This is a genomic window from Burkholderia contaminans, from assembly GCF_029633825.1.
Taxonomy (GTDB): domain Bacteria; phylum Pseudomonadota; class Gammaproteobacteria; order Burkholderiales; family Burkholderiaceae; genus Burkholderia; species Burkholderia contaminans.
This window is the reverse complement of record NZ_CP090640.1, coordinates 2182515-2205543: the sequence shown is the minus strand read 5'-3', so window position 1 is coordinate 2205543 and position 23029 is coordinate 2182515. Positions and strand designations below refer to the sequence as shown.

Here is a 23029-nt window from a genome sequence, read left to right as displayed (position 1 = left end):
ACTGAAGATCATCCCGCCTGACGAGACACGACGATGACCGACCAAGACGACCACCACTTTCCGGGCCTGAGCCGCATCGGCTCGCTGATCGCCGACCCCGGGCGCGCCGCGATGCTGTGGGTGCTGATGGACGGCAGCGCGCGACCGGCGGGCGAGCTGACGATGATCGCGGGGCTGTCGCCGTCCGCCGCAAGCGCCCATCTCGCGCGCTTGACCGAGGGTGGCCTGCTCGCGCTCGACGTGCGCGGCCGGCACCGCTACTACCGGATCGCATCGGCCGACATCGCGGCATCGCTCGAGGCGCTCGCGAACGTCGCCCGCGCAGCCGCGCCGCATCGCCCGGTTCCGGCGCCGTCCCGCACGGTCCCGGCCGAATTGCGCTATGCGCGCACCTGCTACGACCACATGGCCGGCGAACTTGCGGTGCGCATCTTCGACGGGCTCACCGCGCGCGGCTGGCTGCTTGCCGACGGCAATGCGATCGAGACCACCGAGCTCGGCACCCAGGCGCTCGCGCAATGGGGCATCGACGTCGCGCAGCAGCGCACGCGCCGGCGCCGCTTCGCATGCGGCTGCCTCGACTGGAGCGAACGGCGCTCGCATCTCGGCGGCGCGCTCGGAGCGGCGCTGCTCGAGAGCTTCTGCGCGCACGGCTGGATCGAGCGCGCCGCGCGGCCGCGCGTGCTGCGCGTCACCGTGCCCGGACAGCAGGTTTTCGACGGGTGGCTTACGTCCGCTTGACGCCTGGATTGCGTCTGCACGACAACGGCGCGCGATCGACAGGTTTTGTTACATCGCGTGCCATTCGACTTACAAAACACCGAGCATTGAAACAGGCCGAACGGATATTGTGAACTCAGCGGCACGAATCGACGCGCCGCGATAATGACGAAGACGCTCACCATGGCCACCCTGTTCACGCTCAAGCGAACCGCCCGCTGCACGCTGGTCGCGTTCGTCGCGCTTGCGGCACTGCCCCCCGCATTCGCACAATCGGCCGGCGCGCCGCCCTATGCGGCCCCGGCACGGCAACCGGGCGGCGATCCACCCAGCCGTGTCGCGCGGCTCAATTACCTGTCGGGTGCCGTGACGACCGAACCGGCCGGCACCGATACGTGGTCGTATGCCGCCGTGAACCGGCCGCTGACGACCGGCGACCAGCTCTGGAACGATGCCGGTGCACGCTCGGAACTGCACATCGGCTCGACCGCGGTGCGGCTCGGTGAATCGACGAGCCTGTCGGTGCTGAACCTCGACGACACGACGACCCAGCTGAAAGTGGGGCTCGGCACCGTATCGACGCACGTGCGCGATCTGCCGGCCGGCGGATCGTACGAAATCGACACGCCTAATCTCGCGCTCGGCATCACGGGCCCCGGCGACTATCGCGTCGACGTCGCGCCGAACGGTACGAGCACGACGGTCACGGTGCGCAGCGGCAGTGCGACCGTCTACGGCAGCAACGGCCAGTACCCGCTGTCGCCCGGGCAGCAGGTCGTGTTCACCGGCACCGACCTGCAGGTCGCGCAGCAATCCGCCGCCCCGGGCCCCGATCCGCTCGACCAGTGGGCCGCCAGCCGCGACGCGGCCGAGGAGCGCTCGGTATCGGCCCGCTATGTGTCCCGCGACATCCCCGGCTACCAGGATCTCGACGCGAACGGCACATGGCGCGAAACCCCGAACTACGGTCAGGTATGGGTGCCGAACGACACGCCGGCCGACTGGGCGCCGTATCACGACGGCCACTGGATCTGGCAGGCACCGTGGGGCTGGACGTGGGTCGACGATGCACCATGGGGTTTCGCGCCGTATCACTATGGCCGCTGGGCGTACGTGGACGATAGCTGGGCCTGGGTACCGGGCCCGCTGGTCGTCAGCCAGCCGCCGGTCTATGCGCCGGCACTGGTCGCGTTCGTGGGCGGTGGCGGCGGCCCCGACTGGAGCATCGCGCTCACGGTGGGCGGTGTCGCCGCGGCCGGCTGCGCGTGGTTCGCGCTCGGCCCGGGCGAACCGTGGCATCCGGGCTGGGGCGGCTGGAGCCCGCACTACTACGACCGTGTGAACCGCAACATCGTGGTGAACAACGTCAACGTGAACAAGACCGTGAACGTGACGAACATCACCAATATCACCAACATCAACAAGACGTACGTGAACTTCCGCGCGCCGCACGCGATCACGGCCGTGCCTGCCTCCGCGTTCGTGCACGGCCAGCCGGTCGCGCACTTCTCGCAGCACGTCGATCCGCAACAATGGCGCAACGCGCACGTCACGCCGGGGACCCCGGGCATTGCACCGGTGCGCCAAAGCTTCACGGGCGGGCTGCGCAATGCGAGCTACCGTCCGCCTGCAGCGATCGCCCAGCACCCGTTCGTCGCGACACGCAATCCCGCCGTGCCGGCCGCATATCGCGACCACGCGGCGGCCCACCTCGCGCAGCAGGGCGGGCGCGTACCGGGTGCCGGCGCACCTGTCGTGAAGACGAACGTGCCTGCCGACTATACGGCTCGCCCGGTCCGCGTTGCGGGCAAGCCGGACGGCGGCGCATGGGCGATGCGCAACGTGCAGCTCGTGAATCCGCACGGCCCCGTCGTGCAACCGGCTCGCGCGCCTCGCGAAGGCCAGCCGGCCGCCGTACAGGCCGGGCAGCCGGGCACACCGATGCCGGGCATGCCGAATGTCGCGCGACCGGCGAACGGCGAAAACCCCAACGCACCGCGTTTCGCCAACGGTGCCGTGCCGCAGGCACCCGGCAACCCGGTGCCGCATCAGGCATTCGGGCCCGGCAACGGCGTCCCGCATCCGCCGGTAGCGAACAACAGTCAGGCCGGGATCGGCAATGCGCGCGCAGCCGAAGCGCCGTCGCCCGCGTGGATGCAGCCGCACACGCCGATGGAACGTCAGCGCCCTGCTCCTCCGACCGCGCTGCATGCCGCAGGACAGAATGCGCTGCCGCCGGTGCGCAGCGCAGCGGTCCCGCATCCGGACGGCATGCCGACTCCACAGAGCGCGCAGCCCGGCAGCCGTAACGAAGCGCCGCGTGCACTGCCGCAACCGCGGCTCGACAACACGGCGCAGGTTCCGCAGCCGCGTCCGCGCCCCGATTTCCAGTCGCCGGCCCAGCATGGGCAATCCCAACCGGAACGGGCGGCCCCTGCGCCGCAACCGCGCCCCGAATTCGCGCAACCGGCGCCGCATCGCGAAGTCGCGCCGCCCCGTGTGAACGAGTACCGTCCGCCGGCCCCCGCCGTGCACGACATGCCGCGTCCGCAACCGCAGGCGCCGCGCATGGAGCCGCGGCCGCAGCCCGCACCACGTGTGGAACCGCGGCCGCAGCCGGCGCCTCGCATGGAACCGCGCCCGTCGATGCCCGCACCGCACGTGGAGCCGCGGCCGCAACCGGCGCCGCACGTCGAGGCGCCCCACCCGAGCAACCCGCCGCAAGGCGGTCACGAAGAGCGGCATCGTCAGTAAGCGCCGCAAACGTGAAACAAAAAGGCCCGACCGGGATCAGCCGGTCGGGCCTTTTTCCTACCGGGTGCGGATTGATGCTCCCGCGCGGCCCGGGTTGCTCGATCAGACCGCCATCGGCGCGGTCAGCGGCTCATGGTGGCGGTAGCCGACGAGCGAGAAATCGGACGGTTCGATCTGCTCCAGCCACTCGGGCGCATAGACGCCCGTCTTCGCGTATTCCGGCACGCGCTCGGCAATCTCGAGCCGCGGGCTGTCATACGGCTCTCGCGTGAGCTGGCGCTGCAGCATGTCGAGCTGGTTCTCGTAGATGTGCGCGTCACCGATGAAGTACGTGAACCAGCGCGGCGTGTAGCCCGTCAGCCGGCCGACGAGTTCCAGCAGTGCGGCCCCTTCCGTCAGGTTGAACGGCGTACCCAGGCCGACGTCGTTGCTGCGGATGTACAGGCACAGCGAGATTTCGCGCTTCGTCGCATTCGGCAGGAACTGGTACAGCAAGTGGCACGCGGGCAGCGCGATCTGGTCGAGCACGGCCGGATTCCACGCGTGAAACAGGATGCGGCGGTCGGACGGATTCTCCATGATCGTGTCCAGGCATTGGCGCAACTGGTCGATTGCCTTGTACAGCAGCACCTTCGGCGCGCCGTCTTCGTCGAAACGCGTAACGATCCGGAAGCCGCGGCGCGTCGCATCGGCGATCTGCGCGTCGGCGCCCGCGTCGAGCACCTTGTAGCCCGGCCACTGGCGCCATTGCACGCCGTACACGTCACCGAGATCGTCGACGCCCTGGCGATACGGGTTCGCGAGCCATTGCGCGTTCTCGTTCGCGTTCGCGTCCCACACCTTGCAGCCGAGCGCGCGGAAATCGGCCGCGCTGCGCGTCGCGCGCAGGAAGCCGACCAGTTCGCCGATCGCGGACTTGAATGCTAGCTTCTTGGTCGTCACGGCCGGGAAGCCTTGCTGCAGGTCGAAGCGCAGCATCGCGCCCGGCATGCTGATGGTGCGGATCCCCGTGCGGTTCTCCTGCCAGGTGCCGGTATCGAGAATGGTACGGACGAGATCGAGATACTGTTTCATGCGGGTTCCTTCGGCCGCGAGGGCGGCCGTACCCGCTAATTTTAGCAAGCGTGGTGAGGAAGCTCCGGCAACGGCGCCGAAAACCCTGCCAGCGTGTCGCCGCGATCACGCATGCCGTGTGCGCACATCAGCCGGTAGAGCGTGACGCGCGACACGCCGAGCTCGCGCGCGGCATCCGCGAAACGGCCGCGATGACGCAACAGCGCCTGCTCGATCGCCTGCCGTTCGGCCGCCTCGCGTGCCTCCAGCAGCGACACGGGCGCGAGCGTCGCGAAGTCGTTCAGCTCGAGATCGGCCGCGGTGATCAGCCGGCCCTCCGACATGACGATCGCCCGGCGCACGCGATTGATCAGCTCGCGCACGTTGCCCGGCCACGAATAGCCGTACAGCGACGCGACCGCGTCAGGGGAGAAGCCGCGCAGCCGACGATGCGCGTCGCCCTTGAAACGTTCGAGCATGTGGCGCGCGAGCACCTCGATGTCCTTGCCGCGCGCGCGCAGCGGCGGCTCCTCGATCTTCAACACGCACAGGCGATGGAACAGGTCCTCGCGGAACCGCCCCTCGCGCAGCGCCGCTTCCATGTCCACGTGCGTCGCGCAGATCACGCGCACGTCGACGGGCACCGACACATGAGCACCCAACCGCTCGATCTTGCCTTCCTGCAGGAAGCGCAGCAGGCTCGCCTGGCTTTCGAGCGGCAAGTCGCCGATCTCGTCGAGAAACAGCGTGCCGCCGTTGGCCGCCTCGACGCGGCCGATCTTGCGCTGGTTCGCGCCGGTGAACGCGCCGCGCTCATAGCCGAACAGTTCGGCCTGCAGCAGCGTCGACGGAATCGCACCGCAATTGATCGCGATGAAAGGCGCCTGTGCGCGCGATGACCGTTCGTGAATTGCGACCGCCGTCAGCTCCTTGCCCGTACCCGATTCGCCGGAGATGAACACCGGCGCGTCGGTCGCCGCGACGCGGCGTATCGTCCTGAAGAGCCCGAGCATCGCATCGCAGGTCCCGACCATTTCGCCTTCGCTGCGTCCGGCGCCGACGGGCGGCGCAACGGTTTCGGTCAGCGCGATCATCCCGTGCGCATGGCCGACTGTCTCGACGATCCGCGCCGTTTCGTACGGCATCGTCACGTAGTCGAAGCAGTAGTCGCGAATGAGATGGCGCAGCGTAACGTCCTGCAACTGGCCGCGGCGCGTCGCCGCGATCCAGCCGATGTGCTGAATGCTCAGACAGGATTCGAGTTCGCGCAGGTCGGAAGGCTTGAAACCCGGCGAAAAATCGAGCAGCCCTGCCGTTGCGACACCATGCTGCACGACGCGCCGTACGTCTCGCACGGTCTCCGCGAGATCGACACGCCAACCGCATTCGTCGAAATGGCCGCGCAACGCGTCGTTCGGTTCGCGCGAATAGTAGATCACGTGCCGCTGATCGGCGCCCATATGCTCACCCCGTTCATCAACCGTCTAACGATTGCCGTGCACGTCAGGTCACGTGCGAAAAGGATCGAATCGGGTCAGCCGAAGGCGGCTCGATTCGCCATGCCGATGCGCGGCGACAACAAAGCCTCGCATGATGGCGCTTATCTCGCGTCCAGTTATTTTGATCAAGACAGCTTAGTTATAGGCACTGAATACGACAATCCGATTTCAGCGCGGTGGGCGATGCGGCCTTATCGCTCAGGAGGTCGACGCATGTCAATCGTCTGCACATAGCCCCGGCGCGGCGATACGCTCTGTCATTGGCACTTGCAACGATTTTCATCCTTGAAGCGTACCGATTGAATCCGCAGTATTCCCGAGCCCCCTCGTTTCAGGCCTGAAACATTTTCAGCCGTTTTCCGACGCAATTCGCAACGCCTGAGCACGAATCGCAGTCTCGACAACGGTCCCGGCGCGATGGCATGCATTTCGCTGAACAGGGAACCCGTCGGAGACAGTGACCATGCGAAAACATCTTTTGCTTTCTTTCGTGCCGATGACCATTGCGGTCGCGGCCGCCGGCCCCCCCGTACGCGCAGACGAAAGCATGAATCCGGATCGCGCCATGCTGCTTGCGGCAAACGCGCCGAGCATGCAGCACGGCAACGGGTTCGGCATCGTGACCGTGTCGTCACCGCAACCGCTGCCGGCCGGCAAGACGTCCGTGACGCTGTGGGACGAGATCCCGCCACCGCCTCAATTGCCTAAGCCACTTCCGGCGCAGCAGCCGGGCGACGTGCAGCACGCGATGGAAGGCACCACGCACGGCAGTACCCGTCAGTGACGCACGATTCCATCCATTTAATCAGGATGACATATTGATTTGAACGAGCCCGACAGCATCGGCCAGAAGCCGGCATCGTTGCGTTCGCAACACGAAACGGTTTTTGTGCTCCGTCCCCCGGCGGGCACTCTTTTTATTCATTCCGTCGCCGCGACGCATTGCCTCGAGCGTCGCGGCGCGCAGTTCAGCAAGGCGGATGCGCGCGGAACCGGCGCGTGCCGCCGTTCCGGTAAAATCGACGCCATTCCGGTTCTTCTTTCCCCCGACCTTCATGACGACGTTGACCCTGATCGTCGCGCGTGCCCGCAACGGCATCATCGGCCGCGACAACCAGTTGCCCTGGAAACTTCCCGAGGATCTGGCCTTCTTCAAGCGCACGACGATGGGCGCACCGATCGTGATGGGCCGCAAGACCCACGAGTCGATCGGCCGGCCGCTGCCGGGCCGCCGCAATATCGTGGTCACGCGTGACGCGACGCGTCGCTTCGACGGCTGCGACACGGTCACGTCGCTCGGCGATGCGCTGACGCTCGCCGCGCGCGACGGCGTGCCCGAGGCGTTCCTGATCGGTGGCGCGCAGCTCTACACGGAAGGTCTCGCACTCGCCGACAAGCTGGTCGTCACCGAGATCGATGCCGACTTCGACGGCGATGCGTCGTTCCCGGCACCCGACGCCGCGCAGTGGCAGGAAGTGTCGCGCGATGCGCATCAGGCGGCCGCGCCGAATACGTTCGGCTATGCATTCGTCGTGTACGAGCGCAAGCGCGGCTGACGCGTCGCGCACCACGAAAAAGCCCGACCGGCTCGCGCCGGTCGGGCTTTTTCGTTTGATGGCGGTCGATGCCGTGCGCCGCTTACTGCCCGGCGATCGTCATCTGCTCGATCAGCACCGAGCCCGTTTCCTTCGTGCCGCGCACGATCGAATCGGCACCGATCGCGACGATATGCCGGAACATTTCCTGCAGCGTGCTCGCGACGGTGATTTCCTCGACCGGATACTGGATCACGCCGTTCTCGACCCAGAAGCCCGCCGCACCGCGCGAATAGTCGCCCGTCACGTAGTTCACGCCCTGCCCCATCAGCTCGGTCAGCAACAGGCCCGTGCCGAGCTTCTTCAGCATCGCGTCGAAATCGTCGCCCGCCTGCGTGTTCGAGCTGCGCAGCGCGAGGTTGTGCGAGCCGCCCGCGTTGCCGGTGGTCTGCGTGCCGAGCTTGCGCGCCGAATAGGTCGACAGGAAGTAGCCTTCGACGACGCCGTCCTTGACGACGCTGCGCGCACGCGTGCGCACGCCTTCCTCGTCGAACGGCGCGCTGCCCATCGCGCGCGGCACGTGCGGATCCTCGACGACCTGGATGTGCGGCGCGAACACCGGTTTGCCGAGGCTGTCGACGAGAAACGACGTCTTGCGGTACAACGCACCGCCGCTCACCGCCTGCACGAACGCGCCGAGCAGGCCGGCCGCGAGCGGCGCCTCGAACAGCACGGGCACCTTGCGGGTATCGAGGCGGCGTGCGCCCATCCGAGCGAGCGCACGCTCGGCCGCATAGCGGCCCACCGCTTCGGGTGCCGCGAGATCGATCGCGCTGCGTTTCGACGAATACCAGTCGTCGCGCTGCATGTGACGGCCGCTGCCCGCGATCGGTGCGCATGCGATGTAATGACGCGAGTACGGGTAGCCGGACAGGAAGCCGCGCGACGTGGCCAGCACGAACTGCGAATGCTGGGCCGACACGCTCGCGCCTTCCGAGTTGCGGATCTGCGGGCTGACCGCGAATGCGGCGTCTTCCGCGCGGCGGGCAAGCTCGACGGCCTCGTCGGCCGACAGCGCCCACGGATGGTAGAGGTCGAGGTCACGCGGGTCGGTCTCGAGCAGCTCGGCTTCGGCCAGGCCGGCCGCCTCGTCCTCGGCCGTGAAGCGCGCGATGTTGTACGCGGCGGCGACGGTATCCTTGATCGCGCCCGGCGAGAAATCCGACGTGCTCGCGTTGCCGCGCTTCTTGCCGATGAACACGGTCACGCCGACCATCTTGTCGCGGTTGTGCTCGATCGTTTCGACTTCGCCGCGGCGCACCGACACCGACAGGCCGTCGCCCTCGGAGATTTCGGTCGCGGCGTCGGTCGCGCCGAGCGCCTTCGCATGGCGAAGGATGTCCGAGGCGATTTCTTTGAGCTGGTCCTGCGTGTGCGGGAAATAGCGCGCTTGTACGTCGAGATTGGCTGCCATCGTCTTGATATCCGGTGGCGGGCGGGCGCCCGCATGTTCAAAATGTTACGTATCCCGCGATCATAGCAAGGTCCGGGGCCGGACACCGACAAGCTTGGGGTGTCCGCGGCGCGATACAATGCCGTCCATGACACGCAAAACCCGAATCCAGCCGATCGAGCATGCCGCCGAAGACGACGACAATGGCTACGATCGCCCCAGCAAATCCCAGTTGAAGCGCGAGATGCACGAGTTGCAGGTGCTCGGCCAGGCACTCGTCGATCTGCCGAAAGACGCGCTGAAACGCATGCCGATGCCCGAAAGCCTCGGCGATGCCGTGCGCGAGGCGCGCCGGATCACCGATCACGAAGGCAAGCGCCGCCAGCTCCAGTACGTCGGCCGCGTGATGCGCTCGCTGACCGACGACGAGACGGCCGCGCTGCGCACCGCGCTCGACGCGCAGCGCGGCGTGAACAAGGCCGCGACGGCCCGCCTGCACTGGATCGAACGCACCCGCGAACAGTTGCTCGCGAGCGACGACGCGCTGACCGAATTCCTGCGCCAGCACCCGGAAGCCGACATCCAGGAAGGGCGCACGCTGATCCGCAACGCACGCAAGGAAGCGCAGCAAGGCAAGCCGCCGCGCTATTTCCGCGAGCTGTTCCAGTGGATCAAGACCGCCGGCGGCACGTCCCATGTGGACGAAGAAGCGGCGGACGACGCCGGAGACGACCATGACGACGACGAAGCGTAACCACCCGGACGAGCTCGTCGTCGGCCTCGTGTCGATCAGCGACCGCGCGAGCACGGGGGTCTACGAAGACAAGGGCATTCCGGCACTGCAGGAGTGGCTCGCCGGCGCGCTGGTGTCGCCGTGGCGCGCCGAAACGCGCCTGATCCAGGACGACGCGCCGACGATCTCCGCCACGCTCGCCGAACTCGTCGACGTCGCGGGGTGCGACCTCGTGCTGACGACCGGCGGTACGGGCCCGGCGCGCCGTGACGTGACGCCCGAGGCCACGCTGGCCGCGGCGACGAAGGAAATGCCGGGATTCGGCGAACAGATGCGGCAGATCAGCCTGAATTTCGTGCCGACCGCGATCCTGTCGCGGCAGGTCGCGGTGATCCGCGAGACAGCCGACCACGCGGCGCTGATTATCAACCTGCCTGGCCAGCCGAAGTCGATCCGGGAAACGCTCGAAGGGCTGCGCGATGCCGACGGCAAGTCGACCGTGCCCGGCATCTTCGCCGCGGTGCCCTACTGCATCGACCTGATCGGCGGCCCGTACATCGAGACCGACGCCGCGGTGGTCACGGCGTTCCGGCCGAAAAGCGCTCAGCGCGCACCGCGCTAAGCGCATGCCGGCCCGCTCAGGCGGCCGGCGCGGACTCGCCCGCCGAAGCCGACGCGGCCGGAATCAGGAAATGCTCGCGGTAGTACTTCAGTTCGTCGATCGACTCGTGGATGTCCGCGAGCGCCGTGTGCATCGCCCGCTTCTGGAAGCCCTTGTAGATCGCGGGCTGCCAGCGTCGGCACAACTCCTTGAGCGTGCTGACGTCGAGGTTGCGGTAGTGGAAGAACCGCTCGAATTTGGGCATCCAGCGCGCCATGAAGCGACGGTCCTGGCAGATCGAGTTGCCGCACATCGGCGACTTGCCGGGCGACACGTACTGCGCGAGAAAGGCCTGCAATTGCTCGGCGGCTTCCGCCTCGGTCACGGTCGACGCACGCACGCGGTCGATCAGGCCCGAGCGGCCGTGCGTCGACTTGTTCCAGTCGTCCATCTTTGCGAGCGTTTCGTCGCTCTGGTGGATCGCGAACACGGGGCCTTCGACGGCGACGTCGAGCGTGGAATTGGTCACGACGACCGCGATCTCGATGATGCGGTCGTTATCCGGGTCGAGGCCCGTCATCTCCATGTCGAGCCAGACGAGGTTCAACTCGTTGCGCACGAGCGCGGGCTGGCTGGCGGAAGCGGCGGTATCGGTCATGAGTCATCCTGGAAAATGGCGGCCGGCGCGCGGCGCCGCCCGGGCGGCCGGCATCGCATCAGCGGGGCCGGTCCGCAAGAACATATAATTCTCGCATAGAACCCTTTGGCGCCTTCGATGTCACCCTTTTCGTTCACCCTGCTGTTCGCGCTCGCCGTGCTCGCGATGGTCGTCACCAAGCTGTGGCTCGCGTCGCGGCAGATCCGCTTCGTTGCGGCGCACCGCAACGGCGTCCCCGCGCAGTTCAGCGCAACCATCCCGCTGACCGCCCACCAGCGCGCGGCCGACTATACGGTCGAGCGCACCCGGCTGACGATGCTCGAGATCGTCGTCAGCGCGGCCGTGCTGGTCGGCCTCACGCTGCTCGGCGGCGTCGGCGCGCTCGACACGCTGCTCACCGGCTGGATCGGCCGCGGCTACGGGCAGCAGGTCGCGCTCGTCGCCGCCGTGCTCGTGATCACGAGCGTCATCGACGTCCCGTTCGAGTATTACCGTCAGTTCGGGATCGAACAGCGGTTCGGGTTCAACCGGATGACGAAGCGGCTGTTCTTCACCGACATGCTGAAAAATTCGCTGCTCGGCGCTGCGCTCGGCCTGCCGCTGCTGTTCGTCGTGCTGTGGCTGATGAACCAGGCCGGCAGCCTGTGGTGGCTGTGGACCTGGATCGTCTGGGTCGCGTTCCAGATGCTCGTCCTGCTGATCTACCCGACCTTCATCGCACCGATCTTCAACAAGTTCGAGCCCTTGAAGGACGACGCGCTGCGCGCGCGCATCGAGGCGCTGATGAAGCGCTGCGGCTTTGCGGCGAAGGGACTCTTCGTGATGGACGGCAGCCGCCGCTCCGCGCACGGCAACGCGTACTTCACGGGCTTCGGCGCGTCGAAGCGGATCGTGTTCTTCGACACGCTGCTCGCGCGCCTGTCCGGCGAGGAAATCGAAGCCGTGCTCGCGCACGAACTCGGCCACTTCAAGCGCCGCCACGTGATGAAGCGGATGCTCGTGTCGTTCGTACTGAGCCTCGTGCTGCTTGCGCTGCTCGGCTGGCTCGCGCAACGCACGTGGTTCTATACGGGGCTCGGCGTCACGCCGTCGCTCGACACGAGCAACGCGGGTGCCGCGCTCGTGCTGTTCTTCCTCGCGATTCCCGTGTTCCTGTTCTTTGCAACGCCGTTCGGCAGCCTCACGTCGCGCAAGCACGAGTTCGAGGCCGACGCATTCGCGGCCAGCCAGACCGACGCGCAGGATCTCGTCAGCGCGCTCGTGAAGCTCTATGAGGACAACGCGTCGACGCTGACGCCCGACCCCGTCTACACGGCCTTCTACTACTCGCATCCGCCTGCGTCGCAGCGGATCGACCGCCTGATGCAGCACGCATGAGCCGGCCGACCTCCCGCAAGCCGGCCCCGCGCGCGTCGGGCGCGCAACGTGCCGAAGGCCGCGTGATCGCGGCGCACGGGCGCCACTACATCGTCGCGCCCGACGACGGCGGCCCGATGCTGCAGTGCTTCCCGCGCGGCAAGAAGAGCGATATCGCGGTCGGCGACCGTGTCGCGTACGAACTCGCGTCGGCCGACCAGGGCGTCATCGTCGAGATCGGCGAACGGCGCAACCTGCTGTACCGCTCCGACCAGTTCAAGTCGAAGCTCTTCGCGGCCAACCTCGATCAATTGCTGATCGTGCTCGCGACCGAGCCCTACTTCAGCGAGGACCTGCTCGGCCGCGCGCTGATCGCCGCCGAGGCGAACGAGCTGAAGCCGCTCGTCGTGCTGAACAAGATCGACGTCGAGGCCGCGCTGCCGGTCGCGCGCGAGCGCCTCGCGCCCTACCGCGCCCTCGGCTACGACGTGCTCGAGCTGTCGGTGAAGGGCTCGCCCGACGACGCACGCGCACAACTGATGCCGCACCTCGCCGGACATTCGACGATCCTGCTCGGCCAGTCCGGGATGGGCAAGTCGACGCTCGTGAACCTGCTCGTTCCCGATGCCGAAGCCGCCACGCGCGAGATTTCGGCCGCGCTCAACAGCGGCCGTCACACGACGACGTTCACGCGCCTCTACCCATTGGCGGGCGGCGGCGCGCTGATCGATTCGCCGGGCTTCCAGGAATTCGGCCTCTACCACCTGACGGAAGGCCGTCTCGAGCGCGCCTTTCCGGAGTTCCGGCCGCTGCTGGCCGACTGCCGTTTCTATAATTGCCATCATCTGCACGAACCCGGCTGCGCGATTCTCGACGCCGTCGCTGACGGCCGCATCGCACCGTCACGGCATGCGCTGTATGCGCAGCTCGTGCATGAGGCGAGCCAGATCGTCCGCTGACCGCGCGGCACGCGCGCGGCGGCCAGCCGGTCCCTTGCGGGCCGGCGTTCACCGACAGGAGCCGTGATGCGTTTCAAGGCACCCGATCTCGCGACGGCGCAGCATTGGGCCAACGTGCTTCAGGTGGCCGGCATCGGTTGCGAGCTGCATAACTGCTACGCGACCGGCGCGCTCGGCGGCCTGCCCGCAGACGCGTGCACGCCCGAACTGTGGCTCGACGATGAACGCGACGACGCGCTCGCGCGCCGGCTCCTCGATGCCGCGTCGCACGGCCCGTCGGCCGGCGCCGCAGCGTGGCGCTGCCGGCAGTGCGGCGAGGCGCTCGAGGCCCAGTTCACCGCGTGCTGGCAATGCGGCGCCGTGCGCGATCCGCTGGACGACTGACCCACAGCAAAAAGGCCGGCTTCGAGCCGGCCTTCTGCCTTTCATCGGGTACCGCACCGCCCCGTCACGACACCCAGACGGCGAGCGTCAGCATCAGCAGCAGAATCATCCACAGGATCACCGCACGCCAGACAAGGCCCACCGCGGATTGCAGCGTACGCGGCGTGCAATCGTCACCGACCGTCAGCGGACCACTGTCGCCGACTGCCAGCGCATCGAGGCTCGACGGTTCCGCAAGCGGCCCCGCGAGGCGTGCGCCAAGCGCGCCGCTGCCGGCGGCCAGCAGGACGCCATCGTTCGGATCGGGCCACTGGCGCGTGTGGTTGCGCCACGCGTAGATCGCGTCCTCGAAATTGCCGACGATCGCGAAGCCGAGCGCGGTCAATCGCGCGGGAATCCAGTCGATCACGAAGAACGCGCGCTGCGCGAACGTCGAGAAGGCCGCCGTGCGGTCGTCGCCGGGCGTCGACCAGCTGCGCGCGAGGTATTCGGAAATCCGGTACAGCACGGCGCCGGCAGGCCCGAGCGGCAACACATACCAGAAGAACACGCCGAACACGTGGCGATGCGATGCGACGACGGCGTGAATCAGCGTATGGCGGACGATTTCGCCGACCGGCATGTCGACCGTGTCGATGCCCGTCCACTCGCGCAGGATTTCGCGTGCACGCGGCACGTCGTCGTTGTTGAGCGCGAGGTGAATGTCGGTGAAGTAGTGGCTGAACTGGCGGAAGCCGAGCGTGAAATACACGACGACGACGTTCCAGATGAAGGCGAGCACGAAGCTCACCTTGTACAGCAGGAAATAGATCAGCGCGACGATCAGCACCCACGGCAGCACGACCGCGAGCCACGCGAGGATGCCGTGCTTCTGCTTGCCCGCGTCGAGACCATGCGCGACGGTTTCCGCATGAAACTGGAACAGTGCGAACACCGGATTGTTCGGCGACAACGCGCGGACCTGTTCGATGATGAGAGCGAGGAGAACCGAGAAGAAAGTCATGCGTGGCGCCGTCTTCGGAGTTATGTCATTTTTTGCATAACGATAGCACAGCGTAAGCACCGGATGGCTGCCGGTGCAGTCGCCCGCCAGCCGGCCCCGCACGCCGACAGCCGTGCACGCCTAGCCGGCGGCCAAGAAGCGGTACAGATTGCGCAACATGCCGGCAGTTGCGCCCCAGATGAAGTAATGCCCGCCTGGTTCGCCATTCGGATAGGGCATCGCAAAAAAACGACGCTCGCCGCCTTCCCAGCGGAACACACGGACCTGATGGTTCGCGGGATCCATCAGGAACGCGAGCGGGACCTCGAAAATCTCGGCCACTTCGAACGTGTCGGCCTGCACGGTGAACGGCGGATGCACGAGGCCGACCACCGGTGTCACGCAAAAGCCCGTACCGGTCAGGTAGTCGGGCAGCGCGCCGAGGATCTCGACACGCTCGTCTGCCAGACCGATCTCTTCCTTCGCCTCGCGCAACGCGGTTGCGGTTGCATCGCGATCGAACGGTTCGCGACGACCGCCGGGAAAGCTGATCTGTCCGGCGTGGTCGTTCAGGTGGTCGGCGCGCTGGGTCAGCAGCATGGTGAGACCGGATTCGCGGACGACGAGCGGCACGAGAACGGCCGCGCTGCGTGGATCGACGCCCTCCTGCAACCTCGCCTCGCCGGGCTCGACGCTCCATTCGAGCGTGCGCGCGAAACGGTCGCGCAGGCCGGACGGCGTCATCAGGCGGGAATCGATGGCCGGCAGGCCGGCGCCGGTGCCTTCGACCGGCAGGACTTCGGGATCGATGATGGGGCGGCGATTCAATGGGGCTCTCGGGTTCGTGTCGTATCGAGCATATTGTCGCGCCAGAATGAAAAAAGCACCCGGTTGGGTGCTTTTTCCTTACAGCTCTTACTCTTGGGAAGCTGCTGCGGCGCGATCCTTCGACACCAGCTTTTCCTTGATACGAGCCGACTTGCCCGAACGCTCGCGCAGGTAGTACAGCTTCGCACGACGCACATCGCCGCGGCGCTTCACGACGATGCTTGCCAGCAGCGGCGAGTACGTCTGGAACGTACGCTCGACGCCTTCGCCCGACGAGATCTTGCGGACGATGAAGTTCGAGTTCAGACCACGGTTGCGAATCGCGATCACGACGCCTTCGTAAGCCTGAACGCGCTTGCGGTTACCTTCAACCACGTTCACGTTCACGATCACCGTGTCGCCCGGGGCGAATTCGGGGATCGTCTTGCCGGCGAGCGCGCGCTCGATTTCTTCCTGCTCAAGTTTTGCGATCAGATTCATTACTGACTCCTTATGCCATCGTGTCGGCGTTGACACCCGCCTGCTTCCAGGCCTGGCCCCGATAGAGGATGGATTCACATCAGGCGCCGCACACGCATGCACGACACCGCCAATTCCCGCTCGCGCAGCCGCCTCAGGAGGCGTCCTTCGCTTCGCGTGCGAGGTTCGCAAGCCACGCCTCGTCGGCGCGGCTCAACAACTTTTCGCGGCGCGCCCGGACGATCAGGTCCGGCCGCTTCCGCAACGTATTCCTCAATGCTTCCTGCCGCCGCCACTTCTCGATCTCGGCATGATGCCCGCCGAGCAGCACGTCCGGCACGCGCACACCGTCGTATTCCTCGGGGCGCGTGTAGTGCGGACAATCGAGCAGGCCGTCAGCGAAACTGTCCTGTACCGCCGACAGCGAATCGTTCAGCACACCGGGCAGCAACCGCACGACGGCATCCATCATCGCCATCGCCGGCAATTCTCCGCCGGACAGGACGAAATCGCCGAGGCTGATTTCCTCGTCGACGCAACGATCGAGCAGGCGCTGGTCGATCGCTTCATAGCGGCCGCACAGCACGACGACACCGGGTTCCTGCGCCATCCGCACCGCACGATCGTGCGTGAGCGGCGCGCCCTGCGGCGACATCATCACGACACGCGTGCTCGCGATGCCCTGCTCCGCCTGCGCCGCTTTCGCGGCATCGATCGCGGCTTCGAGCGGCCTGGCCAGCATCACCATGCCCGGACCGCCGCCGTACGGACGATCGTCGACCGTGCGGTAGTTGTCCGTCGTGAAATCACGCGGGTTCCAGGTGCGCAGCCCGAAGCGCCCTTGCTTGACGGCCCGGCTGGTGATCCCCCAGTCGGTCAGTGCACGGAACATCTCGGGAAAGAGCGTGACGACGTCGAACTGCACCGCGCTCTCGGTAACCTGGTTCATTTCAGTAATCGGCTTCCCAGTCGACGACGATGCGACGCGCCGCCTGATCCACCGTTTTGACGTATACGCCGACGAACGGAATCAACCGCTCGTCGGTGGTCGGCTGACCGTCTTTGCCGGTCGCCGGATACTCGACACGCATGATCGAATGCACGCCATTGTCGATCATCCCGCTCACCTTCCCGAGTGCCACCGATTGCTCGTTGACGACGTCGAGACCGATCAGGTCGACCCAATAGAATTCGTCCGCGGCCAGTGCCGGGAAATCTTCCCGGCGGACGAACACGCGAAAGCCGCGCATAGCGTACGCGGCATCGCGGTCGCTGACGCCCGCGGGTTGCGCAACGACGGTGTCGCTGTGCGCCTTCGACTGCATGATGCGGACGGAAAGCCGCTCCGCACCGCGTTCCAGCCACCAGTGGCGCGCCTTGAGCAGCGCATCGCCGCCGCGGCCGGCGTCGGCATGCGTCGCCACCTTGACCCAACCCTTCAGGCCATAGGCGTCGACCACCGCTCCGACCTCGACGGCATCGTCGGGCCAGGCTTGCGCCACTTCGAGACTGCCCTGCTCGGCAGCCTGACCGGCGTTCGCGACAGCGTCGCGTTCGACCGGCTTGCGGACGAATGCGCCAAACGACGCACGCCCGCGCCTTGCATTACCGGAATCGTGACCCGCCATTAATTCACCTCACAGCCGGCACGACCGGCACACCGTGCCATGTTAGGCAGCCGGTTGCGCCTTTTGCGCTTCCTTCACGAGACGCTGGACGGTCGGCGACAGTTGCGCGCCAACACCTTGCCAGTACGTCAGGCGATCCTGAGCGATACGCAGCGATTCGCCCTTCGTAGCGACCGGGTTGTAGAAGCCGACGCGCTCGATGAAGCGGCCGTCACGACGGTTGCGCGAATCGGTAGCAACGATGTTGTAGAACGGGCGCTTCTTCGAGCCGCCACGAGCCAGACGGATGATAACCATATGATGTCCTTCGGGAAAACCGGGTTCGAAACTACTGAAACACGCGATTATAGCCGGAAACCAGAGGTACAACAAACACTTACGCGTAAAAAATCGGGAGGCGGCCTGTCCGCCGGGCATACAATCGTCGTGTCCGGGACGTTCCACACCGCCATGTCGCCCCTTCGCGCCGCTTCGATGCGCCGCGCGCAGCACCGTTTCGCGGCGCTGCTTGCCGGCCTTGCCTGCCTCGTGTCCGCACCGGCGCTTGCCGCGCCGTTGCCGGTGGGCGAACTGGTCGTGCCGCCCGGCTTCCACGTCGAAGTGCTGGCCGACGCGGTACCGACCGCACGCGAAATGGCGTGGTCGCCGCGCGGCATTCTGTATGTCGGCACCCGGGAAGGCCGCGTGCATGCGCTCGTGATGCATGAGGGCCGGATCAGCGCGCGCCATGTGATCGCTTCCGGGCTCGACATGCCGGTCGGTGTCGCCTACCGTGACGGCGCACTCTATATATCCGCCGTCTCACGCATCCTGCGCCTCGATCACATCGACGATCGGCTTGCCACACCGCCCGCACCCGTCGTCGTCACCGACGCGCTGCCGACCGAACACCATCACGGCTGGAAATTCATCGCGTTCGGCCCCGACGGCAAGCTATATGTGCCGACCGGCGCACCGTGCAACGTCTGTCTCGCCGATCGCAGCCGCTACGCGATCATCGCACGCATGAAGACGGACGGCAGCGGGAGCGAGGTTGTCGCCCGCGGCGTACGCAATACGGTCGGCTTCGCATGGCACCCCGATTCGGGCGAGCTCTGGTTTACCGACAACGGGCGCGACATGATGGGTGACGACGTGCCCGACGACAAGCTGAACCGCGCACCGCGCGCCGGCCTCGACTTCGGCTTCCCGTATTGCCATGGCGGCGACACGCCCGACCCCGAATACGGTGGCGCCGACGTATGCCGCCGCTATGTGCCGCCCGTATTGAAACTCGGCGCACACGTCGCAGCACTCGGCATGCGCTTCTATTCAGGGTCGATGTTTCCGGCGTCATATCGCAATAACGTCTTCATCGCCGAACACGGCTCGTGGAATCGCAGCACGAAGGTCGGCTACCGCGTGATGCGCGTCGTCGTCTCGGCGGACGGCAGCCAGGCACGCCAGACCCCGTTCGTCACGGGCTGGCTGCGCCCCGACGGCACGGTGTGGGGACGCCCCGCCGACGTGCTACCGCTGCCGGACGGCTCGCTGCTCGTCAGCGACGACTACGCGGGTGCGATCTACCGCGTGACCTATGCGGCACCTTGACGCAGGACAGGGGTGACCGGGCCCGACCGGGCATCGTAGAATGCGTGCCGGGCCGCGCGCCCGCGCCGGCCCGCCGGCCGCCCATGCCAACGACAATACGCCGCCATCCATGTCCAGCAGCACCGCACCGTCCCGCCGCTTTCGCTCCAAGACGCTCACCGCCGCCCTCGCGTTCCTGTTCGGATCGCTCGGCGCGCACCGCTTCTACCTGTATGGATTCCGCGACGTGTTCGGCTGGGCTCACCTGCTCGCGACGATCGTCGGCATCCCGGGCTTCCTCCTGCTCGCCGCAACCCAGCGCAGCGCGGGCCTCGGCTGGTGGCTTGCCGTTCCCGGTGCGATCTCGCTGCTGGCAGCGTTTCTCGCCGCGCTCGTCTACGGGCTGCGCCCCGACGAAAAATGGGACGCGCAATTCAACGCGGAAACGGGCAAGCACAGCAAGTCGGGCTGGACCGTAATCTTCGTGGTGATCTTCTCGCTGCTGATCGGCGCATTCCTGCTGATGACCGCACTCGCGCTGTCGTTCCAGACGTACTTCGAGTCGCAGGTCGAAGCAGCCAAGCAGATTTCGCAGTAAGGGCAACGGCCGCTACACACCGGCGCCCTGCGCCGGTTTGGCAAGCCGGTCAGAACAGATTCAATTGCGTGTCGTCACGCGTCTGCGTCGACCGCGCCGCAGCTGAACGAACAGCAACACGCGGCGCCGCGGTGGCCGGCGCGCCGCGAAACTGCGACAGATCGAGAATCCCGTTCGTGCGCTCGTTCAGCCCGAGCCGCCTGACGGCCTGGCGGAAGCGCTGCCGCAGCAAGTCGGCCCAGATCCCCTCGCCCTTCATCCGTTTCGAGAAATCCGAGTCGTAGTCTTTACCGCCGCGCATGTCGCGCACGCGGTTCATCACACGCTCCGCGCGATCGGGAAAATGCGCGGCAAGCCAGTTCTTGAACAGCGGCGCGACTTCCCACGGCAGCCTCAGGATGATGTAGCTCGCATGCGTCGCGCCGGCTTCCGCACACGCCTCGAGCACGCGCTCCATGTCGGGCTCGGTGACGAACGGAATCACCGGTGCGATGCTCACGCCGACCGGCACACCCGCCTCGCTCAGCGCACGAATCGTGCGCAACCGCCGCGCCGGCGTTGCCGCGCGCGGCTCGAGCGTGCGCGCAAGATCGGCATCGAGCGTCGTGATCGTGACCGCCGCCATCACCTGCCCGCGTTCGGCCATTGGCGCGAGCAGGTCGAGATCGCGTTCGATCAGCGACGACTTCGTGATCGCCGCGAACGGCAACCCGCGATCGTGCATCACCTGGATCACGCTGCGCGTGATGCGAAGGTCACGCTCGACCGGCTGGTATGCGTCGGTGTTGACGCCGAGCGCGATCGGCTCCGGAACGTAACGCTTGCGCGAGATCTCGCGCTCGAGCAGTTCGGCTGCATTGACCTTCGCATAGATGCGACTTTCGAAATCGAGCCCCGGCGACAGGCCGAGATAGCTGTGCGTCGGCCGCGCGAAGCAGTAGATGCAGCCGTGCTCGCAGCCGCGATATGGATTGAGCGATACGCTGAATGGAATGTCGGGCGACTGGTTGTGCGTCAGGATGCTCTTCGCGCGCTCCTCGAAGACCTGCGTGCGCAGCGGCGCGGGGAAGTCGGCATTGTCGGACTCGTGTGTCCAGCCGTCGTCGACCGCTTCGCGCTGCGCGATTTCGTATCGCCCCTGCAGGTTGTCGACCGCACCGCGCCCCTTGCGGGGCGCGGGCGGCGCTACCGGAAATTCGTTGTCGGACCGATCGTCCATGTGCCCACCCATTCGCCTGCACCCAATACTGTATATTTATACAGTATTGGGTGCAGCATGCCAAGGGCGGGATAAAGGGCCCGACGGCCCGCCGCAGGCACGTCAGTCGCCCACGGCGATCGTCAGCGTCTCCTTGATTTCCTCCATCACGACATAGCTCTTCGACTGCACGGCGCCGGGCAACTGCAGCAGGATGTCGCCGAGCAGCTTCCGGTAGTCGGCCATCTCACCGATCCGCGCCTTGATCAGGTAGTCGAAATCGCCGGACACGAGATGACACTCGAGCACCTCGTCGATCTTCATCACTTCCCGGCGGAACTGCTCGAACATGTTGCCGCCCTTGTGGCCGAGCGTGATCTCGACGAACACCAGCAGCGCGGCATCCAGCTGGTGCGGGTCGACCCGCGCGTGATAGCCGGTGATCACGCCGTCGCGCTCCATGCGCCGCACACGCTCGATACACGGCGTGACGGTCAGTCCAACCTGTTCCGCAAGGTCTTTCATCGCCATCCGGCCGTCGTCCTGGAGCAGTTTCAGGATGCGTCGGTCGAGCTTGTCGAGCGAGCGTACGGGCTGACGTTGCGTTCTCATTTGTTTATGCTGAAAACCTGAAAAATACGATAACAAAACCTACACATTCGACAATACCATAGCGCAAAAAACTAGATCAGCTAGAGGTTACACGGAGACGCAGGTGCGCCCGGCCTCGATCTGGTCCCTTCCATCTGGAGCAGCTATGCGAGTCGTCATTCTGGGCAGCGGTGTGGTGGGCGTGGCAAGCGCGTATTACCTCGCGCGCGCCGGCCATGAAGTCACGGTGATCGACCGGGAAGCCGGCCCGGCGCTCGAGACGAGCTTCGCGAACGCAGGCCAGATCTCCCCCGGCTATGCCGCGCCGTGGGCTGCACCCGGCGTGCCGCTGAAGGCCGTCAAGTGGATGTTCGAAAAACACGCGCCGCTCGCGATTCGCCTCGACGGCACGCGCTTCCAGCTCCAGTGGATGTATCAGATGCTGCGCAACTGCACGGCCGAGCGCTACGCGGTCAACAAGGGGCGCATGGTTCGCCTCGCCGAATACAGCCGCGACTGCCTGCAGGCATTGCGCGCCGACACCGGCATCCAGTACGAAGGCCGCACGGGCGGCACGCTGCAACTTTTCCGCACGCAGCAGCAACTCGACGGCGCGGCGAAGGACATCGCCGTCCTGCAGGAAGCGAACGTGCCGTTCGAACTGCTTTCCCCGGCCGACCTGAAGAAAGCCGAACCGGCGCTTGCCGCCGTCTCGCACAAGCTGACGGGCGGCCTGCGCCTGCCGGGTGACGAAACGGGCGACTGCCAGCTGTTCACGACGCGCCTTGCAGCGCTCGCCGAATCGCTTGGCGTGAAGTTCCGCTACAACACGCCGATCGACGCGCTCGCGATCGCCGGCGGCAAGATCGCCGGCGTGCAGTGCGGCAGCGAGACGGTGCGCGCGGACGCGTACGTCGTCGCGCTCGGCTCGTACTCGACCAGCCTCATCTCGAACCTGATGAAGATCCCCGTCTATCCGCTGAAGGGGTATTCGATCACCGCGCCGATCGTCAACGAAGCGGCCGCGCCCGTGTCGACCGTGCTCGACGAGACCTACAAGATCGCGATCACGCGTTTCGACCAGCGCATCCGCGTCGGCGGCATGGCGGAAATCGTCGGCTTCGACAAGAAGCTGCGCGCCGCGCGCCGCGAAACGCTCGAAATGTGCGTGAACGACCTGTTCCCGGGGGGCGGCGACACGTCGAAGGCAACGTTCTGGACGGGCCTGCGCCCGATGACGCCGGACGGCACGCCGATCGTCGGCCGCACGCCGGTGTCGAACCTGTTCCTGAACACCGGCCACGGCACGCTCGGCTGGACGATGTCGTGCGGTTCGGGCCAGCTGCTCGCAGACCTGATCTCGGGCAAGATGCCGGCGATCCAGGCCGACGACCTGTCGGTGCATCGCTACCTGAAAGACGTGGCCGGCCAGACGCGCCCGGCATACGCATAAGCCGACGCAGGCCGTAGC

Annotated in this window: 25 protein-coding genes; 12 read left to right on the top strand and 13 right to left on the bottom strand. The window is 66.5% G+C overall.

What is annotated here, in order from left to right; genetic code table 11:
- The first annotated feature begins 33 nt into the window (after positions 1-33).
- Both LXE91_RS10300 and LXE91_RS10295 read left to right on the top strand, forming a co-directional pair.
- Positions 34-741 carry an ArsR/SmtB family transcription factor gene (locus LXE91_RS10300; protein WP_039370923.1) on the top strand — a complete coding sequence of 236 codons (708 nt, stop codon included), beginning with the start codon at positions 34-36 and terminating at the stop codon, positions 739-741.
- A 162-nt stretch (positions 742-903) separates the two neighbouring features.
- Entirely contained in the window at positions 904-3474 is a 2571-nt protein-coding gene (locus tag LXE91_RS10295; RefSeq protein ID WP_039370974.1) for a DUF6600 domain-containing protein, read from the top strand.
- 102 nt (positions 3475-3576) lie between these two features.
- Here the strand turns inward: LXE91_RS10295 and LXE91_RS10290 are convergent, their stop codons facing one another.
- Together LXE91_RS10290 and LXE91_RS10285 are read right to left on the bottom strand one after the other, a co-directional pair.
- Positions 3577-4548 (bottom strand): thymidylate synthase, encoded by a 972-nt coding sequence (locus tag LXE91_RS10290; protein WP_039370925.1) that lies wholly within the window; start codon positions 4546-4548, stop codon positions 3577-3579.
- A gap of 41 nt (positions 4549-4589) precedes the next feature.
- Entirely contained in the window at positions 4590-5987 is a 1398-nt protein-coding gene (locus tag LXE91_RS10285; protein WP_039370928.1) for a sigma-54 dependent transcriptional regulator, read from the bottom strand.
- Positions 5988-6573: 586 nt separating this feature from the next.
- Between LXE91_RS10285 and LXE91_RS10280 the strand changes: the two genes are divergently transcribed.
- On the top strand, positions 6574-6810 hold the full coding sequence (locus LXE91_RS10280) for a hypothetical protein (RefSeq protein ID WP_321199880.1): 237 nt from the start codon (positions 6574-6576) through the stop codon (positions 6808-6810).
- A gap of 21 nt (positions 6811-6831) precedes the next feature.
- Here the strand turns inward: LXE91_RS10280 and LXE91_RS10275 are convergent, their stop codons facing one another.
- Complete coding sequence (locus LXE91_RS10275) at positions 6832-7083, bottom strand: hypothetical protein (protein ID WP_135370765.1); 252 nt, start codon at positions 7081-7083, stop codon at positions 6832-6834.
- On the opposite strand from LXE91_RS10275, the gene LXE91_RS10270 reads away from it, so the two are divergent.
- Positions 7082-7582, top strand: a complete 501-nt coding sequence (locus tag LXE91_RS10270; protein ID WP_039370977.1) for a dihydrofolate reductase — start codon at positions 7082-7084, stop codon at positions 7580-7582. The two genes, LXE91_RS10275 and LXE91_RS10270, sit on opposite strands and share 2 nt — an antisense overlap.
- An 82-nt stretch (positions 7583-7664) precedes the next feature.
- Here the strand turns inward: LXE91_RS10270 and pmbA are convergent, their stop codons facing one another.
- On the bottom strand, positions 7665-9035 hold the full coding sequence (gene pmbA, locus LXE91_RS10265) for a metalloprotease PmbA (protein ID WP_039370934.1): 1371 nt from the start codon (positions 9033-9035) through the stop codon (positions 7665-7667).
- Positions 9036-9162: 127 nt separating this feature from the next.
- Here pmbA and yjgA point away from each other — a divergent pair, with 127 nt between their 5' ends.
- Together yjgA and mog are read left to right on the top strand one after the other, a co-directional pair.
- Positions 9163-9768 (top strand): ribosome biogenesis factor YjgA, encoded by a 606-nt coding sequence (gene yjgA, locus LXE91_RS10260; protein ID WP_272493310.1) that lies wholly within the window; start codon positions 9163-9165, stop codon positions 9766-9768.
- Positions 9749-10369 carry a molybdopterin adenylyltransferase gene (mog, locus tag LXE91_RS10255; RefSeq protein WP_046196595.1) on the top strand — a complete coding sequence of 207 codons (621 nt, stop codon included), beginning with the start codon at positions 9749-9751 and terminating at the stop codon, positions 10367-10369. Before yjgA ends, mog begins: the two co-directional genes overlap by 20 nt.
- 16 nt (positions 10370-10385) lie before the next feature.
- Here mog and orn read toward each other — a convergent pair whose 3' ends face one another.
- Entirely contained in the window at positions 10386-11006 is a 621-nt protein-coding gene (orn, locus tag LXE91_RS10250; protein WP_039370941.1) for an oligoribonuclease, read from the bottom strand.
- Between the two features lie 117 nt (positions 11007-11123).
- On the opposite strand from orn, the gene LXE91_RS10245 reads away from it, so the two are divergent.
- The 3 genes from LXE91_RS10245 to LXE91_RS10235 all read left to right on the top strand — a co-directional run bounded on the left by LXE91_RS10245 (position 11124) and on the right by LXE91_RS10235 (position 13705).
- Positions 11124-12383, top strand: coding sequence for a M48 family metallopeptidase (locus tag LXE91_RS10245; protein ID WP_039370945.1), 1260 nt, complete (start codon positions 11124-11126; stop codon positions 12381-12383).
- Positions 12380-13321: a ribosome small subunit-dependent GTPase A gene (rsgA, locus tag LXE91_RS10240; RefSeq protein ID WP_039370947.1), complete on the top strand. Its 942-nt coding sequence runs from the start codon at positions 12380-12382 to the stop codon at positions 13319-13321. The genes LXE91_RS10245 and rsgA overlap by 4 nt, the downstream gene beginning before the upstream one ends.
- A gap of 66 nt (positions 13322-13387) precedes the next feature.
- Positions 13388-13705 (top strand): putative signal transducing protein, encoded by a 318-nt coding sequence (locus LXE91_RS10235; RefSeq protein ID WP_039370951.1) that lies wholly within the window; start codon positions 13388-13390, stop codon positions 13703-13705.
- 64 nt (positions 13706-13769) lie between these two features.
- On the opposite strand, the gene LXE91_RS10230 is transcribed toward LXE91_RS10235, so the two are convergent.
- The 6 genes from LXE91_RS10230 to rpsP all read right to left on the bottom strand — a co-directional run bounded on the left by LXE91_RS10230 (position 13770) and on the right by rpsP (position 17899).
- Positions 13770-14708 (bottom strand): CobD/CbiB family protein, encoded by a 939-nt coding sequence (locus tag LXE91_RS10230; RefSeq protein ID WP_039370953.1) that lies wholly within the window; start codon positions 14706-14708, stop codon positions 13770-13772.
- A 120-nt stretch (positions 14709-14828) separates the two neighbouring features.
- Entirely contained in the window at positions 14829-15515 is a 687-nt protein-coding gene (locus LXE91_RS10225; RefSeq protein WP_039370957.1) for a CoA pyrophosphatase, read from the bottom strand.
- Positions 15516-15602: 87 nt separating this feature from the next.
- A complete protein-coding gene (gene rplS, locus LXE91_RS10220) occupies positions 15603-15995 on the bottom strand; it encodes a 50S ribosomal protein L19 (protein ID WP_006753174.1) in 393 nt (130 codons plus the stop codon).
- Between the two features lie 133 nt (positions 15996-16128).
- Positions 16129-16923: a tRNA (guanosine(37)-N1)-methyltransferase TrmD gene (gene trmD / locus LXE91_RS10215; RefSeq protein WP_006476548.1), complete on the bottom strand. Its 795-nt coding sequence runs from the start codon at positions 16921-16923 to the stop codon at positions 16129-16131.
- A gap of 1 nt (position 16924) precedes the next feature.
- Complete coding sequence (gene rimM, locus LXE91_RS10210; protein WP_039370961.1) at positions 16925-17602, bottom strand: ribosome maturation factor RimM; 678 nt, start codon at positions 17600-17602, stop codon at positions 16925-16927.
- Between the two features lie 42 nt (positions 17603-17644).
- Entirely contained in the window at positions 17645-17899 is a 255-nt protein-coding gene (gene rpsP, locus LXE91_RS10205) for a 30S ribosomal protein S16 (RefSeq protein ID WP_006476550.1), read from the bottom strand.
- Between the two features lie 153 nt (positions 17900-18052).
- Here rpsP and LXE91_RS10200 point away from each other — a divergent pair, with 153 nt between their 5' ends.
- Entirely contained in the window at positions 18053-19192 is a 1140-nt protein-coding gene (locus LXE91_RS10200) for a PQQ-dependent sugar dehydrogenase (RefSeq protein ID WP_039370983.1), read from the top strand.
- Between the two features lie 109 nt (positions 19193-19301).
- Positions 19302-19769 carry an NINE protein gene (locus LXE91_RS10195; protein ID WP_039370986.1) on the top strand — a complete coding sequence of 156 codons (468 nt, stop codon included), beginning with the start codon at positions 19302-19304 and terminating at the stop codon, positions 19767-19769.
- Positions 19770-19818: 49 nt separating this feature from the next.
- Here the strand turns inward: LXE91_RS10195 and LXE91_RS10190 are convergent, their stop codons facing one another.
- Positions 19819-21000 carry a PA0069 family radical SAM protein gene (locus tag LXE91_RS10190; protein WP_039370966.1) on the bottom strand — a complete coding sequence of 394 codons (1182 nt, stop codon included), beginning with the start codon at positions 20998-21000 and terminating at the stop codon, positions 19819-19821.
- Between the two features lie 90 nt (positions 21001-21090).
- Positions 21091-21579: an Lrp/AsnC ligand binding domain-containing protein gene (locus tag LXE91_RS10185; protein WP_011351353.1), complete on the bottom strand. Its 489-nt coding sequence runs from the start codon at positions 21577-21579 to the stop codon at positions 21091-21093.
- 145 nt (positions 21580-21724) lie between these two features.
- On the opposite strand from LXE91_RS10185, the gene LXE91_RS10180 reads away from it, so the two are divergent.
- A complete protein-coding gene (locus LXE91_RS10180) occupies positions 21725-23011 on the top strand; it encodes a D-amino acid dehydrogenase (RefSeq protein WP_039370968.1) in 1287 nt (428 codons plus the stop codon).
- Positions 23012-23029 lie beyond the last annotated feature (18 nt).

What these genes read in the sequence shown, in the direction of transcription:
- LXE91_RS10295 (WP_039370974.1), top strand. Translation starts at nt 904, where the DNA reads ATGGCCACCCTGTTCACGCTCAAGCGAACCGCCCGCTGCACGCTGGTC.
- LXE91_RS10200 (WP_039370983.1), top strand. Translation starts at nt 18,053, where the DNA reads ATGTCGCCCCTTCGCGCCGCTTCGATGCGCCGCGCGCAGCACCGTTTC.
- LXE91_RS10275 (WP_135370765.1), bottom strand. Translation starts at nt 7,083, where the DNA reads ATGAAGGTCGGGGGAAAGAAGAACCGGAATGGCGTCGATTTTACCGGA.
- trmD (WP_006476548.1), bottom strand. Translation starts at nt 16,923, where the DNA reads ATGAACCAGGTTACCGAGAGCGCGGTGCAGTTCGACGTCGTCACGCTC.
- rpsP (WP_006476550.1), bottom strand. Translation starts at nt 17,899, where the DNA reads ATGGTTATCATCCGTCTGGCTCGTGGCGGCTCGAAGAAGCGCCCGTTC.
- LXE91_RS10230 (WP_039370953.1), bottom strand. Translation starts at nt 14,708, where the DNA reads ATGACTTTCTTCTCGGTTCTCCTCGCTCTCATCATCGAACAGGTCCGC.
- LXE91_RS10195 (WP_039370986.1), top strand. Translation starts at nt 19,302, where the DNA reads ATGTCCAGCAGCACCGCACCGTCCCGCCGCTTTCGCTCCAAGACGCTC.
- rimM (WP_039370961.1), bottom strand. Translation starts at nt 17,602, where the DNA reads ATGGCGGGTCACGATTCCGGTAATGCAAGGCGCGGGCGTGCGTCGTTT.
- yjgA (WP_272493310.1), top strand. Translation starts at nt 9,163, where the DNA reads ATGACACGCAAAACCCGAATCCAGCCGATCGAGCATGCCGCCGAAGAC.
- LXE91_RS10300 (WP_039370923.1), top strand. Translation starts at nt 34, where the DNA reads ATGACCGACCAAGACGACCACCACTTTCCGGGCCTGAGCCGCATCGGC.
- LXE91_RS10280 (WP_321199880.1), top strand. Translation starts at nt 6,574, where the DNA reads ATGAATCCGGATCGCGCCATGCTGCTTGCGGCAAACGCGCCGAGCATG.
- LXE91_RS10285 (WP_039370928.1), bottom strand. Translation starts at nt 5,987, where the DNA reads ATGGGCGCCGATCAGCGGCACGTGATCTACTATTCGCGCGAACCGAAC.
- LXE91_RS10270 (WP_039370977.1), top strand. Translation starts at nt 7,082, where the DNA reads ATGACGACGTTGACCCTGATCGTCGCGCGTGCCCGCAACGGCATCATC.
- LXE91_RS10235 (WP_039370951.1), top strand. Translation starts at nt 13,388, where the DNA reads ATGCGTTTCAAGGCACCCGATCTCGCGACGGCGCAGCATTGGGCCAAC.
- orn (WP_039370941.1), bottom strand. Translation starts at nt 11,006, where the DNA reads ATGACCGATACCGCCGCTTCCGCCAGCCAGCCCGCGCTCGTGCGCAAC.
- pmbA (WP_039370934.1), bottom strand. Translation starts at nt 9,035, where the DNA reads ATGGCAGCCAATCTCGACGTACAAGCGCGCTATTTCCCGCACACGCAG.
- mog (WP_046196595.1), top strand. Translation starts at nt 9,749, where the DNA reads ATGACGACGACGAAGCGTAACCACCCGGACGAGCTCGTCGTCGGCCTC.
- LXE91_RS10290 (WP_039370925.1), bottom strand. Translation starts at nt 4,548, where the DNA reads ATGAAACAGTATCTCGATCTCGTCCGTACCATTCTCGATACCGGCACC.
- LXE91_RS10190 (WP_039370966.1), bottom strand. Translation starts at nt 21,000, where the DNA reads ATGGGTGGGCACATGGACGATCGGTCCGACAACGAATTTCCGGTAGCG.
- LXE91_RS10185 (WP_011351353.1), bottom strand. Translation starts at nt 21,579, where the DNA reads ATGAGAACGCAACGTCAGCCCGTACGCTCGCTCGACAAGCTCGACCGA.
- rsgA (WP_039370947.1), top strand. Translation starts at nt 12,380, where the DNA reads ATGAGCCGGCCGACCTCCCGCAAGCCGGCCCCGCGCGCGTCGGGCGCG.
- LXE91_RS10245 (WP_039370945.1), top strand. Translation starts at nt 11,124, where the DNA reads ATGTCACCCTTTTCGTTCACCCTGCTGTTCGCGCTCGCCGTGCTCGCG.
- LXE91_RS10180 (WP_039370968.1), top strand. Translation starts at nt 21,725, where the DNA reads ATGCGAGTCGTCATTCTGGGCAGCGGTGTGGTGGGCGTGGCAAGCGCG.
- rplS (WP_006753174.1), bottom strand. Translation starts at nt 15,995, where the DNA reads ATGAATCTGATCGCAAAACTTGAGCAGGAAGAAATCGAGCGCGCGCTC.